Consider the following 18,500-nt stretch of genomic DNA (forward strand, 5'->3'; position numbering starts at 1 on the left):
TTTACGAGAACCAACTGCCAAACCACTGATGGAGTTTCATCAGCACAAAATCCCACATCCGGCTGAAAAATCCCCCCTCCTCGACGTTTTCCATCACCATTAACGGGCGTTGCTCAATGGATTTTCCGTTAAGCTGGAAATCGATGGTGCCGACAACCTGCCCTTTCTTCAACGGCGCCGTGAGCTGTGGTTCGTTCAACGTAAAGCTGGCCTTCAGGTTTTTAAGCTGCCCACGTGGAATCGTCACTGACCCCGCATCGCCCGCCCCTAAATTGACCTCACGCTTATCGCCAAACCAGACCCGTTGCGTCACGAATGTCGCGTCAGGTTTAATCGGCGTGACCGTTTCAAAGAAGCGGAAACCCCAGGTCAGCAGTTTTTCTGACTCATTAAAACGAATACGGTCCGTTTTCGCCCCCAGCACGACAGAGATCAGGCGCATATCGCCCTGGGTGGCGGAGGCGACAAGGTTATACCCAGCGCCAGCCGTTGTCCCCGTTTTCATGCCGTCGACATGCAGATTGGTGCTCCACAACAGGCGGTTGCGGTTTGGTTGACGAATATTATTAAAAGTAAATTCTTTCTCTTTATGAATGGCGTATTCGTCAGGCACATCGTGAATCAAGGCCTTGCCGAGCAACGCCATATCGCGAGCGGTACTGAACTGCCCTGGCGCATCAAGACCGTGTACCGTCTGGAAGGTTGTATTCGTTAATCCCAGTCGTTTCGCATAGGCGTTCATCAGGCCGATAAAGGACTCCTGGCTTCCGGCGACGTAGTCGGCAAGCGCGATACAGGCATCATTACCTGACTGAATGATGATGCCTTTATTAAGATCCGCAACCGACACCTGATCGCCTGGCTTCAGAAACATCACCGACGACCCACGTAGCGCCGGGTTCCCCGTCGCCCAGGCATCTTTGCCCACCGTCACCATATCGGTCAGCTTGATTTTCCCTGCCTTCAGCGCCTGGCCCACCACGTAGCTGGTCATAATTTTTGTCAAACTGGCAGGGTCGAGTTTCTCATCGGCGTTGCCTTCCGCCAGTACTTTACCGCTGGCGTAATCCATTAAGATCCAGGCTCGCGCATCAACGCCCGGCGGCGCGATCGTTTGTTCCTCTGCCTTTACAGGCGAAGCGAAAAGGAATAAGAGAACCGAACCTGCCGCGAGGCTACGAAGGGAAGAAGCGTATTGCGTCATAGTACCACCCGAGTATCCATTCCAAAAACACACGTCACATCACCGTGTAATAAGTGCGGTGAGTAATAACGCACTCACGACGTTAAAGAAACCGTAACTTGGTAAAGTTTTTAAAGTTTATGCAATAACATCCCGTTACGCTTCCTTCATAACGATTTTTTTACAGACCATTGTGTAAATGTTAGGTTTATCTCACGGTAGGCCGATTACTGTCATCATCCTGATAAAACAGAAGGGGTTAATATGATTACGCTGTGGGGCCGGAACAACTCGACTAATGTTAAAAAAGTGTTGTGGACGCTTGAAGAGCTGGAACTGCCATACGATCAAATTCTGGCAGGCGGAAAATTCGGCGTTAACCAGGATGCCGACTATCTGGCGATGAATCCTAATGGGCTGGTGCCGCTGCTTAAAGATGATGAAACCGACCTGTTATTGTGGGAATCCAATGCCATTGTCCGCTATCTGGCGGCGCAATACGGCCAGAACCGGCTATGGGTTGATAATCCGGCGCGGCGTGCGGAGGGCGAAAAATGGATGGACTGGGCGAATCAAACGTTAAGCCCGGCGCACCGCGTGATCCTGATGGGACTGGTCAGAACCCCGCCGGAAAAACGCGACCAGGCGGCAATTGAAGCTGGTATCGAAAAGTGTGATAGCCTGTTTGCGCTGCTTGATGACGCTCTGGCCCACCAGCCGTGGTTCTCCGGGGATAACTTTGGCACCGGCGATATTGCTATTGCGCCTTTCGTCTATAACCTACTGAACGTGGGTCTGAAATGGACGCCGCGCCCGAATCTGGAACGCTGGTATCAACAGCTTACCGAGCGCCCTGCTTTTCGCAAAGTGGTGATGATCCCGGTGACCTAACGCGTGGCTGCAGGACTTACCTTGAGTAACTGCCCGTCGGACTCATCGGTTAACACATATAAGTAGCCGTCAGGTCCGACACGCACATCCCGAATACGCTGCTTTCTGTCACCCAGAATACGGCCTTCTTCCGTCACCGTATTGCCATCGACGCGCATCACAATGACCTCTTTATCTTTTAGCGCGCCGATAAACAGTTTGTGCCGCCACGGCGCAAAAACGTCGCTGGCATAAAAAGCCATCCCGCTGATCGCCGGAGAATCCTTCCAGTAGTAAACCGGTTGCTCCGTTCCCTCGACAATTTCACCTTTGGCTTCCGGCACTTTCAGACCACTATAGTTGACGCCCCATGTGGCCAGCGGCCAGCCATAATTTTTGCCTTTTTCCGGGATGTTAATTTCATCGCCGCCGCGCGGACCGTGTTCATGCAGCCATAGCGCGCCGCTCCAGGGATTGATGGCCAGCCCCTGCGGATTACGAATACCGTAAGACCAGATTTCCGGACGCGCGCCCGCCTGATGCACAAACGGATTATCCGGCGGAATTTCGCCCTGCCCGGTCAGGCGCACCAGCTTACCCTGTAATTTATCCAAATCCTGCGCGGTAGCGCGCTGGTTATTTTCACCCAGGGCAATAAAAAGAAACCCTTGCGCATCGAATACCATACGTCCGCCGAAATGGTTGCCGGTAGACAGCTTAGGCATCTGGCGAAACACGGTACGAAAATGCTCCAGACGCTGAAGATCGTCGCTCAGCCGTCCAAAACCGACTGCCGTACCGGCGTTTCCTTCGCGGTCAGCTTCAGCATAGCTCAGCCAGACGCGGCGCGACTGGGCAAAGTCAGGCGCCAGCACGACGTCCAGCAAACCTCCCTGCCCGTTTGCCCACACTTTCGGTACGCCAGCCAGCGGATCGGAAAGTCCCTTCCCCGTCTGCCAGTGGCGCAGTTGTCCCCCTTTCAGGGTAATGAGCATCCCACGGTTATCCGGCAAAAAAGCCAGCGACCACGGGTGATCGAGTCGGGTTTGCAGCACCTCAACGTTCACCGGCGCAAGATTGGCGTTCGCCCATGAAGAGAAAAGAGAGAATGAAACTATCGCGAGAAGTATTCGACGCATACCGCCTCCTTCAGGGCTCTGCGTTAAAGCGTAGTCAGCATCGCAAGAGGTCGGTTTATTTTTACAAAACATTAAGCGGCGCGGTCCGGTAAAAAGGGGGAGTCGCCTCCCCCTTATTCAGACCTGTGTAAGCGGTGAATGTGCTTTCAGACTCTGAATACTCAGCGTCAAAGTTGTCAGACAGTTTTCAAGTTTATCTGCGTTGACGGCAATAAAGGTCGGACAATCATGGTGTCCGCTCATTAAACAAACGGCGGCGGCTGCAAGCGCGCCTTCGGCACGGCGCAGCGCGTTCCACTCTTCCTGATCGAGATGCAGTCCCTGCCGTAAAGCGTGATCGTGGAGCTCGCGATTCAGTTCAAAAAAATTGTCACGCAGAGTGTCACTTTCGCTGACTGACATATACCCCTTCGCTTTTCGCAATTGCAGATAAGCGGCAAGATCGATACGCGCGTTTATCAGCTTGTTGAGAAGATCGGTTCTCAGTCTGTCAACGACCATACCTTTTTTCCTCCTCTTTTCTACCAGGGTTCAACTTAATAGTATGGTCGTTTTTTAGACAAAGGGGTGTCAGAGATCAAGAATTTTCTTAGAATTGCCCTTTTTCACCTTTTGCTGATAACCACAACGGTTGATGCCGCCGCTCCTGATGAGATTGCGATACAATTTTTGTTCGGATATCTGTAGAATCCCTGCCCTGACCATTCCAATAAATGAACACTTTTTAAGCTATGAGTAATGTAACCCACCAGCCAAAGATCGGCTTCGTTTCCCTGGGCTGTCCGAAAAACCTCGTTGATTCGGAACGCATCCTGACTGAGCTGCGTACCGAAGGCTATGACGTTGTGCCACGCTATGACGATGCGGATATGGTTATCGTTAATACCTGTGGCTTTATTGACAGCGCGGTACAAGAGTCGCTGGAAGCCATTGGCGAAGCGCTGAACGAAAACGGTAAGGTAATCGTCACCGGCTGCCTGGGCGCAAAAGAAGATCAGATCCGCGAAGTGCATCCGAAAGTACTGGAAATCACCGGGCCGCATAGCTATGAGCAAGTTCTGCAGCACGTACATCATTACGTACCGAAGCCGAAGCACAATCCATTTTTAAGCCTCGTACCGGAACAGGGTGTAAAACTGACGCCGCGCCATTATGCGTATCTGAAAATTTCTGAAGGCTGTAATCACCGCTGCACGTTCTGCATCATCCCGTCGATGCGCGGGGATCTGGTCAGCCGTCCGATTGGCGACGTATTAAGCGAAGCGAAACGTCTGGTTGATGCCGGGGTCAAAGAGATTCTGGTGATTTCGCAAGATACCTCCGCCTACGGCGTAGATGTGAAGCACCGCACCGGATTCCATAATGGCGAACCGGTGAAAACCAGTATGGTGAGCCTGTGCGAGCAGTTATCAAAACTGGGCGTCTGGACACGTCTGCACTACGTCTACCCCTACCCACACGTTGATGATGTGATTCCGCTAATGGCGGAAGGCAAAATCCTGCCTTATCTGGACATTCCGCTGCAACATGCCAGCCCGCGGATTCTTAAACTGATGAAACGTCCCGGTTCCGTTGACCGCCAGCTGGCGCGCATTAAGCAGTGGCGCGAAATCTGCCCGGAACTGACCCTACGCTCCACCTTTATTGTCGGCTTCCCCGGCGAAACGGAAGAAGACTTCCAGATGCTGCTCGACTTCCTGAAAGAGGCGCGCCTCGATCGTGTAGGCTGCTTCAAGTACAGCCCGGTGGAAGGCGCAGGCGCGAATGAGCTGCCGGATCAGGTGCCGGAAGAGGTGAAAGAAGAGCGCTGGAACCGCTTTATGCAACTGCAACAGCAAATCTCCGCTGAGCGCTTGCAGGAAAAAGTGGGCCGCGAAATTCTGGTGATCGTTGATGAGGTTGACGAAGAAGGCGCTATCGGGCGTAGCATGGCGGATGCGCCGGAAATTGACGGCGCGGTCTATTTGAACGGCGAAACCAACGTCAAGCCGGGCGATATCGTGCGCGTGAAAGTGGAAAACGCCGACGAATATGATTTGTGGGGCAGTCGGGTTTAACGCCACCTCCCCCGGCGCGGGTGCCGGATGTGTTATCCCGCCTGACGAGGCCGTTCCAGGCCCGCCAGGCGTCAACGCCACCGGGCTGGCTTACCCCTTAATCTTCGGGTCCAGCGCATCGCGCAACCCGTCGCCTAACAGGTTAAACGCCAGCACAGTCAGGAAAATCGCCACCGCCGGGAAGAGCGCTACGTGCGGCGCGATGACCATATCCGCCCGCGCTTCATTGAGCATCGCTCCCCACTCCGGCGTTGGCGGCTGCGCGCCTAATCCGAGAAATGACAGGCTTGCCGCGGAAATAATTGACGTACCGATACGCATCGTAAAGAAAACCACAATTGACGAGACCGTTCCCGGCAATATATGGCTAAACAAAATCGTCGTGTCGCTGGCGCCGATACTGCGGGCAGACTCAATAAACGTCTGCTGTTTTAAGACCAGGGTATTTCCGCGCACCAGACGAGCAAACGCCGGAATAGAGAAAATCGCCACCGCAACGATCACATTAGCAATACCGCTGCCTAACACCGCCACAACGGCAATCGCCAGCAAAATGCCGGGGAAGGCGAACAACACATCGCAAATGCGCATAATAAAACGATCCCACCAGCCTTCATAATATCCCGCCAGCAATCCCAACACCGTACCGATTATCGCGCCGATAAATACCGCGAACACGCCCGCCGCCAGTGAGATCTGCGCCCCAACGAGAACCCGGCTAAAGATGTCTCTTCCCAGCGAGTCAACGCCAAACCAGTGCTGCAAAGAGGGGCCATTGTTCAGGCTATCGTAGTCAAAATAGTTTTCCGCATCGTAGGGCGTCAGCCAACGGGCAAAAATCGCCACCAGAATTAACGCCAGTACGAATCCCCCGGCGACCAACGCGACATGCTGGCGGCGAAAACGACGCCAGAACTCCCGCCACGGCGTGCGTATCTGGTCGGGTTTTACCACCGGCATAGCATGTAAAATCGCCTGACGGCGCCAGTTAAATAATCGCATCCTTACTTATACCTGATAGCCGGATTAATGGCGGCATAGAGGACATCCACCACTAAGTTGATAAGAATAAATTCCAGAGAAAACAGCAGCACTTCCGCCTGAATCACGGGGTAGTCGCGCATGTCGACGGAGTCGACCAGTAATCGCCCAAGCCCCGGCCAGTTAAACACTTTTTCGACGACGATCGATCCGCCAAGCAAAAAGCCAAATTGCAGTCCCATCATGGTGACGACCGGGATCATTGCATTGCGCAGGCCATGTTTTAACACCACCCACGTTTCACTGACGCCTTTCGCCCGCGCGGTCCTCATGTAATCCTCGCTCAGGACATCGACAAACGAGGAGCGCGTAAAACGCGCCATGACGGATGCCACCGCCGCGCCAAGCGTCAGGGAGGGTAAAATATAATGTTGCCAGCTATCCGCCCCCACGGTCGGTAGCCAGCCCAGATCCACGGAAAAAATCTGCATTAACAACATTCCCAGCGCAAAAGCCGGGAAAGAAATGCCGGTCACGGCAAGCGTCATTCCTACCCGGTCAGGCCAGCGATTACGCCACACGGCGGCGGCGATGCCGATCGCCATGCCAAACAGCACCGCCCATATCATACTGGTTATCGTCAGCCACAGCGTCGGCAAAAAGCGGCTGGCGATCTCCTCAGAAACCGGGCGGCGGGAAACCATTGACGTCCCGAAATCGCCTTGTAAAACATGGGTGATGTAATGCCAAAACTGGACATGAAGCGGCTGATCAAGCCCCAGCTGCTGACGAACCAGCGCGATCACCTGCGCGTCGGCTTCCGGTCCGGCTATCAGCCGCGCCGGGTCGCCGGGCAACAAATGAACAAATAAAAACACCAGCACTGCCACAATCAACAGCGTAGGAATTAATCCCAGCAGGCGCTTGAGAACATAGTTAAGCATCACACGAACCTTTTACCGGATGGCGGACAACGCGCGCGCCATCCAGCCCCATCGCATTACTTACTTCAAATCCGCATCGTCAAAGCTGAAACCGGTATCCGGCATAATCCAGAAACCGGTCAAATTTTTACTGTGCGCAGAAACCAATTTCTCCACCACCAACGGTATCCAGGGCGACTCTTTCCAGATAATATCCTGCGCCTCTTTGTACAATCGTGTTTTCTCCTGCGGATCGTTGGTTTTTAAGGCCGCCGCTAAATCGCTGTCGACCTGCTTGTTGCTGTAAAAAGCGGTATTAAACTGCGTCGGCGGCCAGTTTTGTGATGCGAAGAGCGGCGATAACGCCCAGTCAGCTTCGCCCGTCGACGCCGACCAGCCGGTATAGAACATTCGCACGCCGCTCTCTTTTTGCCCTTTGCCCTCGACTTCCGCGGCGCGCTGGCCGGCGTCCATCGCGGTTATCCGGGCTTTAATGCCAATCTGCGCCAGTTGCTGTTGGGTAAACTGCAACACTTTTTGCGCGGTGCTATGGTTGTGCGATGACCACAGCGTGGTACTGAAACCGTCTGGATACCCCGCCTCTTTCAACAGTTCGCGCGCTTTAGCCGGATCATAGGGCCACGGCTGATAGCTTTGCGCATAGGCTATCGACGGCGGCACCACGCCCGTCGCCGGCGTGGCGTATCCGGCAAACGCCACTTTAACCAGCGCCTGGCGATTGATAGCGTAATTCAACGCCTCACGCACCTTAGGATTATCAAACGGCTTCTGCGTCACATTCATACTGATATAACGCTGCATAATGGACGGGCTGGCGACCAGTTCGAGGTTTTTATTTTTCGCCAGTAACGCGGCCTGCTCATAAGGGATAGGAAAAGCAAATTGCGCTTCGCCAGTTTGCAGCATCGCCGCGCGGGTATTGTTGTCAGTAACCGGACGCCAGGTAATAGAATCCAGCTTGGGTAAGCCCTGCTGCCAGTAACCGGCGAACTTTTTCACTTTGACAAAGTCGGTCTGATTCCAGGTTTCAAGCTGATATGGACCAGTGCCGACCGGATGAAAACCAATATCCTTGCCATATTTTTCCAGCGCTTGCGGCGAGATCATCGCCGTCGCCGGGTGCGCCAGAATATTAATGAAAGCGGAGAACGGCTGTTTCAGGGTAATTTTTACCGTTGCCGGGTCGACAACCTCCGTTTTTGCGATATTTTTATACAGGTTATAACGCTTGAGGTGGTTATCCGGATTGCTGGCGCGATCGAGATTCGCTTTCACCGCCGCCGCATCAAAATCCGCGCCGTCCTGAAATTTCACCCCCTGTCGTAGGGTAATGGTGTAGGTCAGACCGTCATCAGAAACGGTATAGCCTTTCGCCAGGACGTTTTTTACCTTCATGTCTTTATCCAGGCCAAACAGCCCCTGATAAAATGACTTCGCCACCGCCTGCGAGAGTGTATCGTTGGCGTCATACGGATCGAGCGTGGTGAAATTAGACCCTACCGCCACCACCACATCTTTGGCCGCCAGGGCCGGAAAAGCCGCAATGGATGAGGCCAGTCCCAGCGCCGCCAGCCATTTATGCGTAATAAATTGCGTCATGTTGTTCTCCTGAAACCCTGCCTGTCTGAATGTTATAAGCGCGAGAGCGCATTATCCTGCAGCGGCCGCGCAACATAATGTCCCGGCCCGACCAACTGTAATGAAACGGCGGGCGTCTCTTCGCCACGTTTATGAATATTGCTGGGTATATCATCTGATAGCAGAACGCGCCGCGGCCGGTGTCTGGAAGGATCGGCAACCGGCACCGCCGCCATCAATTTACGCGTATAAGGATGCTGCGGATTTTCAAAAACGGCGCGCCGCGGCCCCATCTCAACAATTTGACCAAGATACATCACCGCTACGCGATGGCTAATTCGCTCCACGACCGCCATATCATGCGAAATAAACAGGTAGGCGATCCCCATTTCCCGTTGTAAATCGAGCAGTAAATTAATGATCTGTCCGCGAACGGAAACATCCAGCGCGGAGACCGCCTCATCAGCAATAATCACTTTAGGATTCAATGCCAGCGCGCGAGCAATGCAGATGCGCTGACGTTGACCGCCGGAAAACTCATGCGGATAACGCCAGGCATGTTCAGGACGTAATCCGACACGCTCAAGCAACCAGGCCACGCGCTTTGCCGCAGCGTCCCCCTGCCCCAGGCCATGAATCCGTAAAGGTTCCATAATGGAATACCCCACGGTCTGGCGCGGGTCGAGCGAGGCGTAAGGGTCCTGGAAAATACATTGAATATCGCGGCGCAACGGCTGGAGTTTACCCGCAGACAGCGTGTCAATGCGCTGTCCGTTAAAGATAATCTCCCCCTGCCGGGATTCAACCAACCGCAGCAGCGCGCGTCCGGTCGTCGATTTTCCGCTACCGGACTCGCCCACCAGCGATAGCGTTTCGCCGGGCCAGAGATCGAAACTGATATTCTCAACGGCATGAACTTCACGCGTAACGCGGTTAAAGAGACCGCTACGCAGCGGGAATCGCGTCACCAGCCCCCGAACCTGGAGAATAGGTTCGCCTTCCACCACCGTGTCTTGCTCAATCTGCGATTCATAAAGGGCCGGTTCGTCAGCGGAAATCAACGGGAAACGGCGTGGCAGCGAGTGGCCTCGCATCGCGCCAAGCTGAGGGACGGCGGCCAGTAACGTTTGGGTATAAGGATGCGTCGGCGCATGGAAAATCTGCTCTACGCTGCCGGTTTCCACGGCCTCGCCCTGATACATCACCAGCACGCGATCGGCAATATCCGCCACGACGCCCATGTCGTGGGTGATAAAAATCACGCCCATCGACATCTCTTGCTGCAACACTTTGATAAGTTGCAGAATTTGCGCCTGGATAGTGACATCCAGCGCCGTGGTGGGTTCATCGGCAATCAATACCGCCGGACGGCAGGATAGCGCCATCGCGATCATGACCCGCTGGCGCATCCCGCCGGAAAGCTGATGCGGATAACGCGATAAAATCGCCTGCGACTCCGGGATCCGTACCTGATCGAGCATACGTTTCGCTTCCGCCAGCGCCTCTTCGTGACTGGCGCCCTGATGCAAACGAATAGATTCGGCAATTTGCTCGCCAACGGTAAATACCGGGTTGAGCGAGGTCATTGGCTCCTGGAAAATCATGGCGATATCCGCGCCGCGCACACGCCGCATCTGCGCGTCACTCTGCTCAGACAGCTCAATCACCTGGCGATTACGCCGACGCAACAGCATTTCGCCGCAGCGCACGTTCGCGCCCGACTGCTCAATCAGCCGCATTAACGCCAGCGCCGTCACCGATTTTCCCGATCCCGACTCGCCGACAATCGCCAGAGTCTCTCCACGCTTCAGGCGTAATGACACATTACGCACGGCGTCTACCTGTTGCCCTTCGTGGTGAAACGCGATATTCAGGCCACTGACGGACAGAACATCGCGGCTATCCAGTTCATCGCTGTGCGGCACCTGCGGCTCCTTATTCCCGGTAAATTCCTGTGGTCGGCGTATCCCCGGCATATCCCCAGGCGCGATACATCCCTTCGCTGTTAAACGGCAACGCGACATTACCTTCGTGATCAACGGCGATTAATCCACCGCTGCCGCCCAGCGTCGGTAATTTTTCCATCACCACGCGCTCACAAGCGTCGGCAAGGCTGAGTCCGCCATATTCCATCAATGCGGCGATATCGTAAGCCGCAAGCGTGCGAATAAAGACCTCTCCCGTTCCGGTACAGGAAACGGCGACGCTGGCGTTGTTGGCATAACACCCGGCGCCGACCAGCGGGCTGTCGCCGACGCGCCCGGGCAATTTATTGGTCATCCCGCCGGTAGACGTTGCCGCCGCCAGATTACCGAATTTATCCCGCGCCACCGCGCCGACTGTACCCATTTTTTTCGTTTCGTCCAGCGGCGCGCCACTGTGATCGAGCGCCATTTCACCCGCCGCACGCGCCGCCAGCAATTGCTCGTAACGCGCCGGGGTGGAAAAGATATCCGGCGAAACGCGCGCCATCCCCTGTGAAAAGGCAAAGTTTTCCGCCCCTTCCCCCACCATGAGTACATGCGGGCTGCGCTCCATCACCAGTCTGGCGGCGAGCACAGGATGGCGAACATGACTCACGCCCGCGACGGCTCCGGCTTTCAGGGTATTGCCGTCCATCACGCAGGCATCCAGTTCATGAGTTCCGTCTCGGGTATAGACCGCGCCGATACCCGCATTGAAGAGCGGACACGCTTCCAGCAGGCGCACCGCTTCCGTCACTACATCAAGCGCGCTGTCACCCGCTTCCAGCATCTTTTGCCCGCTTTCGACAATCTCTGACAGCGCCTGGATATAGCGTAGCTCCTGCTCATGGCTCATTTGCGCGCGAGCAATCGCGCCTGCGCCGCCGTGAATCGCAATCACTGCTTTATTCATTTTTAGGGTCCATTAACGGTGGCACACAACTTTTACTATAACTATCAGAATTGTTGTGAGTTATTCATTCGATTTTTGAATATAGAAAGATGCGTAAGGTATGTAAAGGCGCAAGGCCGTCTCTAAGACCGAGGTAGCATACTGCCCGCCACTGTTTTCTGACATAATAGCCGGATTCGATTTTGCCTCGCAGGAGTATGTTCATGGAATTTTCCGCCGGATTGATGCCGCTTGAAACGGCGCTGACCCAGATGCTTTCACGTATTACCCCGCTCACCGCCGTAGAAACGTTGCCGCTGGTGAACTGCTTTGGCCGCATCCTGGCGACCGATATCGTATCTCCCCTTGATGTCCCCGGCTTTGATAATTCAGCTATGGATGGTTATGCGGTACGCGTGGCGGATTTGTCCGCCGATAAGCCGCTGCCCGTCGCCGGCAAAGCATTTGCCGGTCAGCCTTACCAGGGAGAGTGGCCTGCGGGCACCTGCATTCGCATTATGACCGGCGCCCCGGTACCGGCAGGTTGCGAGGCGGTAGTTATGCAAGAGCAGACGGAACAAACCGATGACGGCGTGCGTTTTACCGCCGATGTTCGTTGCGGACAAAACATCCGCCGCCGCGGCGAGGATATTCGCCAGGATGCGGTGGTCTTTCCGGCCGGTACGCGCCTGACTACTGCCGAACTGCCGGTGCTGGCGTCGCTGGGAATTGCCGATGCGCAGGTTGTACGTAAAGTGCGCGTAGCGCTGTTCTCGACCGGCGACGAGCTCCAGCTTCCGGGCCAGCCGCTGGAGGCGGGACAAATTTATGACACTAACCGTCTAACTATACATTTGATGCTGCAACAGCTTGGCTGCGAAGTGATCAATTTAGGCATTATTCCTGACGATCCCGGTAAGCTTCGCGCCGCATTTATCGACGCCGACAGCCAGGCCGATGTAGTGATAAGCTCCGGCGGCGTCTCGGTTGGTGAAGCGGACTATACCAAAACCATCCTTGAGGAGCTGGGCGAAATCGCCTTCTGGAAGCTGGCTATCAAGCCAGGCAAACCGTTTGCCTTCGGCAAACTCAGTAATAGCTGGTTCTGTGGCCTGCCGGGGAATCCAGTCTCTGCGGCGCTCACGTTTTATCAACTGGTTCAGCCTTTACTGGCGAAGCTTGGCGGCAACACGGCAAGCGCTGTACCGCCGCGCCAGCGTGTACGCACAGCATCTCGCCTGAAGAAAACGCCGGGGCGTCTCGATTTCCAGCGCGGCATCCTGCAACGTAGCGCCAACGGCGAACTGGAGGTCACGACCACCGGACACCAGGGCTCACATATTTTCAGCTCGTTTAGTCTGGGCAACTGCTTTATTGTGCTGGAGCGTGAACGCGGCAATGTTGAGCCGGGAGAATGGGTGGAAGTCGAGCCGTTTAATGCTCTGTTCGGAGGCCTGTAATGGCGGAACTTAGCGACCAGGAGATGCTGCGCTATAACCGACAAATTATTCTGCGCGGCTTCGATTTTGAAGGGCAGGAAGCGTTAAAAGATGCGCGGGTATTAGTGGTCGGGCTGGGCGGACTCGGCTGCGCGGCAACGCAGTATCTGGCCGGCGCTGGCGTCGGGCAACTGACGCTACTCGATTTTGATACCGTTTCCGTTTCCAATCTCCAGCGTCAAACCTTGCACAGCGACGCCACGGTCGGGCAGCCAAAGGTAGAGTCCGCCCGCGACGCGCTGGCGCGAATCAACCCGCATATTACCATTACGCCCGTTAACGCGCGGCTGGACGACGACGCTATGACCAGCCTGATTGCCGGGCATTCGCTGGTACTGGACTGTACTGATAACGTTAGCGTACGTAATCAACTTAACGCCGGGTGCTATACCGCGAAAGTGCCGCTAATCTCCGGCGCGGCAATTCGTATGGAAGGACAAGTTACCGTCTTTACGTATCGGGAAAACGAACCCTGTTACCGCTGCCTGAGCCGTCTGTTTGGCGAAAACGCTCTGACCTGCGTAGAGGCAGGGGTGATGGCGCCGCTGATTGGCGTGATCGGTTCGCTACAGGCAATGGAGGCCATTAAGCTGCTGGCGCATTACGGTCAGCCTGCCAGCGGAAAAATCGTCATGTACGATGCGATGACCTGTCAGTTCCGCGAAATGAAGTTAATGCGCAACCCCGGCTGTGAAGTCTGCGGACAGTAGCCACTTTACGGATAAACATACCAAAGCACGGTTTATGGCCGTGCTGTATCAACAGATAATTACTGTCATCAGACGCAAAGCCAGCTTACCCAAGCTCCGACTGACGATCGGCTCAAGCAGCGCGGCATCATCTTAAACGCCATATCACAGCCTCAAACCGTGATGTTGTACCTCATTTAACGCCTCTTTGTCAGAACCTCTCCATTCGTTGACGCACATCAAGACAACTTTCATTCGAAAGTAATTTAATCTTTATATGAAATAAGAGAGGCCGTTTATGATCTTCAATATTCAGCGCTATTCTACCCACGATGGCCCCGGTATCCGTACCGTAGTATTTCTCAAAGGCTGTTCGTTGGGCTGTCGCTGGTGCCAGAACCCGGAAAGCCGCGCCCGCGCTCAGGATCTGTTATACGACGCGCGGCTGTGTCTCGAAGGATGCGACCTGTGCGCGCAAGCCGCGCCGGACGTCATTGAGCGCGCGCTAAACGGCCTGCTCATCCATCGCGAAAAACTGACCGACGCCCATTTTTCAGTCCTGGCGCATTGCTGCCCCACACAGGCGTTAACCGTGTGCGGCGAAATAAAAAGCGTGGATGAGATCATGGCGACGGTACTGCGCGATAAACCTTTTTACGATCGCAGCGGCGGCGGTCTTACGCTTTCCGGCGGCGAACCGTTTATGCAGCCGGAACTGGCGGCAGAGCTGTTTAAAGCCAGCCATGACGCCGGTATTCATACAGCGGTTGAGACCTGTCTGCATGTTCCATGGAAATACATTGCGCCCTCACTGCCTTATATCGATCTGTTTCTGGCTGATTTGAAACATGTCGCCGACGGGCCGTTTAAGCAGTGGACCGATGGTAGCGCCTCGCGGGTGCTGGAAAATCTCAGGAAACTCGCCGCCGCGGGCAAAAAAATGGTGATTCGCGTCCCGCTGATTCAGGGATTTAATGCCGATGAGGAGACCATTAAAGCCATTACCGACTTTGCCGCCGATGAACTGCACGTCGGGGAAATTCATTTTCTGCCCTACCACACGCTGGGCATCAATAAATACCACTTACTCAGTCAGCCCTATCATGCCCCGGATAAACCACTGGATGCGCCGGCGTTACTTGATTTTGCCCAGAAGTACGCCTGCCAAAAAGGTTTAACCGCGACCCTACGAGGATAATTATCATGACCCAACTGAAACTGGACACGCTCAGTGACCGCATTAAGGCGCACAAAACCGCGCTGGTACATATCGTGAAACCGCCGGTCTGTACCGAACGCGCGCAGCATTATACCGAAATGTATCAGCAGCATCTGGATAAACCGATTCCGGTACGCCGCGCGCTGGCGCTGGCCCATCACCTGGCGGAACGCACTATCTGGATAAAACACGATGAACTGATCGTCGGCAACCAGGCAAGTGAAGTCCGCGCCGCGCCGATTTTCCCGGAATATACCGTCTCGTGGATTGAAAAAGAGATCGACGACCTGGCAGACCGGCCCGGCGCAGGTTTTTCCGTAAGTGAAGAAAACAAACGTATTCTGCACGACGTCTGTCCGTGGTGGCGCGGTCAAACCGTCCAGGATCGCTGCTACGGCATGTTTACCGATGAACAAAAAGGGCTTCTGGCGACTGGCATTATCAAAGCCGAAGGCAATATGACCTCCGGTGACGCGCACCTGGCGGTGAACTTCCCGCTGCTGCTGGAAAAAGGGCTTGATGGCCTGCGCGATAAAGTCGCCGAGCGCCGCTCACGCATCAACCTGACCGTGCTGGAAGATCTGCATGGCGAGCAGTTCCTGAAGGCGATTGATATTGTGCTGGACGCGGTAAGCCAGCACATCACGCGCTTTGCCGCGCTGGCGCGCCAGATGGCAGGCGAAGAGTCCCGTGAAAGCCGTCGTAAAGAGCTACTTACCATCGCGGAAAACTGCGAGGTGATCGCCCACCAACCGCCGCAGACCTTCTGGCAAGCACTGCAATTGTGCTACTTCATCCAACTGATTCTACAAATTGAGTCTAACGGTCACTCGGTGTCATTTGGTCGTATGGACCAGTATCTTTACCCCTATTATCGTCGCGATGTCGAACTAGACCAGACGCTGGATCGTGAGCACGCCATTGAACTGCTGCACAGCTGCTGGCTGAAACTGCTGGAAGTAAACAAGATCCGCTCCGGTTCGCACTCCAAAGCTTCCGCGGGCAGCCCGCTGTATCAAAACGTCACCATTGGCGGTCAGAATCTTATCAACGGTCAGCCAATGGACGCAGTGAATCCGCTGTCTTACGCCATTCTGGAGTCCTGCGGACGTTTGCGTTCTACCCAGCCCAACCTCAGTGTACGTTATCACGCCGGAATGAGTAACGATTTCCTTGACGCCTGCGTCCAGGTCATCCGCTGCGGCTTTGGGATGCCGGCGTTTAACAATGATGAAATCGTCATCCCGGAATTTATCAAGTTGGGGATCGAACCGCAGGACGCTTACGATTACGCGGCGATCGGCTGTATCGAAACCGCCGTCGGCGGGAAATGGGGTTATCGCTGCACCGGCATGAGCTTTATTAACTTCGCCCGCGTCATGCTGGCGGCGCTGGAAGGCGGTCGCGACGCCACCAGCGGCAAGGTATTTCTGCCGCAGGAAAAGGCGCTCTCCGCAGGCAACTTTAACAATTTTGACGAAGTGATGGCCGCCTGGGATACCCAAATTCGCTACTACACGCGCAAATCGATCGAAATTGAGTATGTGGTCGACACCATGTTGGAAGAGAACGTCCACGATATTCTCTGCTCAGCGCTGGTAGACGACTGTATTGAACGCGCGAAGAGTATCAAGCAAGGCGGCGCTAAATATGACTGGGTATCCGGTCTTCAGGTCGGTATCGCAAACCTGGGCAACAGCCTCGCCGCCGTGAAAAAACTGGTCTTCGAACAGGGCGTTATCGGTCAACAGCAGCTTGCCGCCGCGCTGGCCGATGACTTTGACGGGCTGACCCATGAGCAGCTGCGCCAGCGTCTGATTAACGGCGCGCCGAAGTACGGTAACGACGATGATACCGTCGATACCCTGCTGGCGCGCGCTTATCAGACCTATATTGATGAGCTGAAGCAATATCATAACCCGCGCTACGGTCGTGGCCCTGTCGGCGGCAACTATTACGCCGGTACGTCCTCTATCTCAGCAAACGTGCCGTTTGGCGCCGCGACTATGGCTACCCCGGATGGTCGCAAAGCGCATACGCCGCTGGCGGAAGGCGCAAGCCCTGCATCGGGTACGGATCATCTCGGCCCGACGGCAGTGATTGGTTCCGTAGGCAAATTACCTACCGGTTCCATTCTCGGCGGCGTGCTGCTCAATCAGAAACTGAACCCAACGACGCTGGAAAACGAGTCCGACAAACAGAAACTGATGGTTCTGCTACGGACGTTCTTTGAGGTGCATAAAGGCTGGCATATTCAGTACAACATCGTGTCACGCGAAACGCTGCTGGATGCGAAAAAACATCCGGACCAGTACCGCGATCTGGTCGTGCGTGTGGCAGGCTACTCCGCCTTCTTCACCGCGCTGTCGCCGGATGCGCAGGACGATATCATCGCCCGTACCGAACATATGCTGTAATTTTCCCTGGCGCCATCGGCAATATGTCCGAACTGCCTGATGGCGCTACGTTTAACAGGCCTACGCAGGCCTGTTAATCAGAAGGGATCGGTGCCGTCAAGCACGGCCTGAATGACGTTGAGCGCGCCTTGATGGTTATTATCATCAGTGTGATAACGTGAAAGCGCTTTGATATTGTCTGCGGCATTGCCCATGGCAAAAGAGTAATGCGCCATTTTCAACATTTCCGCATCATTACCGCTGTCGCCAATGGCGACGACATTCTGTGGCGACCTGTTCCAGCGCTTTAACAGACGACTGATGCCATTCGCTTTATGCAGTCCCGGGATAATCAGGTCGATAAAACCGAAGCCGCTGGTGACGGGCTTCATGATGCCATCCAGAGATACATGCAGTTTGTCGATAACCAGCGGAATTTGTTCATCGGGCAAATTCAGGGAGAACTTAAACAGGATATCGTCAATGTCGTGATAATCGTTTACCGGCTGCAGGCGGTGATAATGTTTGGCCATCAGCGCCACGAAAGTCTCGGGAGCGTTTTTGCTGACATAAGCGCTTTTCAGACCGCAGGCGACGAAGTTAAGCTGCTTATCCTTCAGCAGTTCGCCAATCACAATACGCGATTCATGCCGGGTTAGCTCCCCGTGAAACAACTGCTTGCCATGTTCATACACCAGCGCGCCATTTTCTGCGACAAAGGAAATTTCGTCTTTCAGCTCGGGGAAGAAGGAGATCAACTGGTAGTACTGATTACCGCTGGCGACCACAAATTCGATATTACGTTTTTTCAGTTCCTGGTATTGCGCCATGAAGCGTACACGATCGTACTGCTTGGCATCGTCGAGAAAAGTGCCGTCCATATCGGTAACGACAACGTTAACGGTCATACTTAAGCTCCTGGCTGTAACTGCGACCAGAAACATTTTAATAACAATGTGAGCAGAACCACAAATTTATTTCGAATGAAAAGTAGCTGAACGAAAGGAATAGCCGCATAAGACATTAAGGCGTCCTGGCCACCTTACGTTTTCCTCTCGCTTCCCTCTTTGTGCGCCCCTGCAATATTTT

Annotated in this window: 15 protein-coding genes; 6 read left to right on the forward strand and 9 right to left on the reverse strand. The window is 54.6% G+C overall.

Annotated elements, in window-relative coordinates; translation table 11 throughout:
* Window position 1 precedes the first annotated feature (1 nt).
* On the reverse strand, window positions 2-1,204 hold the full coding sequence (gene dacC / locus ABVN36_RS10545) for a serine-type D-Ala-D-Ala carboxypeptidase (RefSeq protein WP_000195712.1): 1,203 nt from the start codon (window positions 1,202-1,204) through the stop codon (window positions 2-4).
* A 243-nt stretch (window positions 1,205-1,447) separates the two neighbouring features.
* On the opposite strand from dacC, the gene ABVN36_RS10550 reads away from it, so the two are divergent.
* Window positions 1,448-2,074: a glutathione S-transferase family protein gene (locus tag ABVN36_RS10550; RefSeq protein WP_000631907.1), complete on the forward strand. Its 627-nt coding sequence runs from the start codon at window positions 1,448-1,450 to the stop codon at window positions 2,072-2,074.
* On the opposite strand, the gene ABVN36_RS10555 is transcribed toward ABVN36_RS10550, so the two are convergent.
* Complete coding sequence (locus tag ABVN36_RS10555) at window positions 2,071-3,192, reverse strand: PQQ-dependent sugar dehydrogenase (RefSeq protein ID WP_017441945.1); 1,122 nt, start codon at window positions 3,190-3,192, stop codon at window positions 2,071-2,073. The genes ABVN36_RS10550 and ABVN36_RS10555 overlap by 4 nt on opposite strands.
* Before the next feature lie 117 nt (window positions 3,193-3,309).
* Window positions 3,310-3,693: a biofilm formation regulator BssR gene (gene bssR, locus ABVN36_RS10560; RefSeq protein WP_000259651.1), complete on the reverse strand. Its 384-nt coding sequence runs from the start codon at window positions 3,691-3,693 to the stop codon at window positions 3,310-3,312.
* A 230-nt stretch (window positions 3,694-3,923) separates the two neighbouring features.
* Between bssR and rimO the strand changes: the two genes are divergently transcribed.
* Complete coding sequence (gene rimO, locus ABVN36_RS10565) at window positions 3,924-5,249, forward strand: 30S ribosomal protein S12 methylthiotransferase RimO (protein WP_000073317.1); 1,326 nt, start codon at window positions 3,924-3,926, stop codon at window positions 5,247-5,249.
* Between the two features lie 90 nt (window positions 5,250-5,339).
* Here the strand turns inward: rimO and gsiD are convergent, their stop codons facing one another.
* From gsiD to iaaA, 5 genes are read right to left on the reverse strand one after another with little or no spacing between them, the layout of a single operon-like run.
* Window positions 5,340-6,251, reverse strand: coding sequence for a glutathione ABC transporter permease GsiD (gene gsiD, locus ABVN36_RS10570; RefSeq protein ID WP_001236024.1), 912 nt, complete (start codon window positions 6,249-6,251; stop codon window positions 5,340-5,342).
* Window positions 6,252-6,253: 2 nt separating this feature from the next.
* Window positions 6,254-7,174, reverse strand: a complete 921-nt coding sequence (gene gsiC, locus ABVN36_RS10575) for a glutathione ABC transporter permease GsiC (RefSeq protein ID WP_000936066.1) — start codon at window positions 7,172-7,174, stop codon at window positions 6,254-6,256.
* 60 nt (window positions 7,175-7,234) lie between these two features.
* Window positions 7,235-8,773: a glutathione ABC transporter substrate-binding protein GsiB gene (gsiB, locus tag ABVN36_RS10580; protein WP_000191439.1), complete on the reverse strand. Its 1,539-nt coding sequence runs from the start codon at window positions 8,771-8,773 to the stop codon at window positions 7,235-7,237.
* A gap of 32 nt (window positions 8,774-8,805) precedes the next feature.
* Window positions 8,806-10,677 carry a glutathione ABC transporter ATP-binding protein GsiA gene (gene gsiA / locus ABVN36_RS10585; RefSeq protein ID WP_001120598.1) on the reverse strand — a complete coding sequence of 624 codons (1,872 nt, stop codon included), beginning with the start codon at window positions 10,675-10,677 and terminating at the stop codon, window positions 8,806-8,808.
* Window positions 10,678-10,687: 10 nt separating this feature from the next.
* On the reverse strand, window positions 10,688-11,629 hold the full coding sequence (gene iaaA / locus ABVN36_RS10590; RefSeq protein ID WP_023138445.1) for a beta-aspartyl-peptidase: 942 nt from the start codon (window positions 11,627-11,629) through the stop codon (window positions 10,688-10,690).
* 203 nt (window positions 11,630-11,832) lie between these two features.
* Here iaaA and moeA point away from each other — a divergent pair, with 203 nt between their 5' ends.
* The 4 genes from moeA to ABVN36_RS10610 all read left to right on the forward strand — a co-directional run bounded on the left by moeA (window position 11,833) and on the right by ABVN36_RS10610 (window position 17,432).
* Window positions 11,833-13,068, forward strand: coding sequence for a molybdopterin molybdotransferase MoeA (gene moeA, locus ABVN36_RS10595; RefSeq protein ID WP_000395790.1), 1,236 nt, complete (start codon window positions 11,833-11,835; stop codon window positions 13,066-13,068).
* Window positions 13,068-13,817 (forward strand): molybdopterin-synthase adenylyltransferase MoeB, encoded by a 750-nt coding sequence (moeB, locus tag ABVN36_RS10600; RefSeq protein ID WP_000829280.1) that lies wholly within the window; start codon window positions 13,068-13,070, stop codon window positions 13,815-13,817. The genes moeA and moeB overlap by 1 nt, the downstream gene beginning before the upstream one ends.
* Before the next feature lie 277 nt (window positions 13,818-14,094).
* The gene (locus ABVN36_RS10605; RefSeq protein ID WP_000576954.1) at window positions 14,095-14,994 is read left to right on the forward strand and encodes a glycyl-radical enzyme activating protein; all 900 of its coding nucleotides are present in this window, start codon (window positions 14,095-14,097) and stop codon (window positions 14,992-14,994) included.
* A 5-nt stretch (window positions 14,995-14,999) separates the two neighbouring features.
* On the forward strand, window positions 15,000-17,432 hold the full coding sequence (locus ABVN36_RS10610; RefSeq protein ID WP_023138446.1) for a glycyl radical protein: 2,433 nt from the start codon (window positions 15,000-15,002) through the stop codon (window positions 17,430-17,432).
* A gap of 77 nt (window positions 17,433-17,509) precedes the next feature.
* On the opposite strand, the gene ABVN36_RS10615 is transcribed toward ABVN36_RS10610, so the two are convergent.
* Window positions 17,510-18,319: a Cof-type HAD-IIB family hydrolase gene (locus ABVN36_RS10615; RefSeq protein ID WP_000217910.1), complete on the reverse strand. Its 810-nt coding sequence runs from the start codon at window positions 18,317-18,319 to the stop codon at window positions 17,510-17,512.
* Window positions 18,320-18,500: the final 181 nt, after the last annotated feature.

Source organism: Salmonella sp. SJTUF15581 (assembly GCF_043356775.1).
In the GTDB taxonomy this organism is placed as follows: Bacteria; Pseudomonadota; Gammaproteobacteria; order Enterobacterales; family Enterobacteriaceae; genus Salmonella; species Salmonella enterica.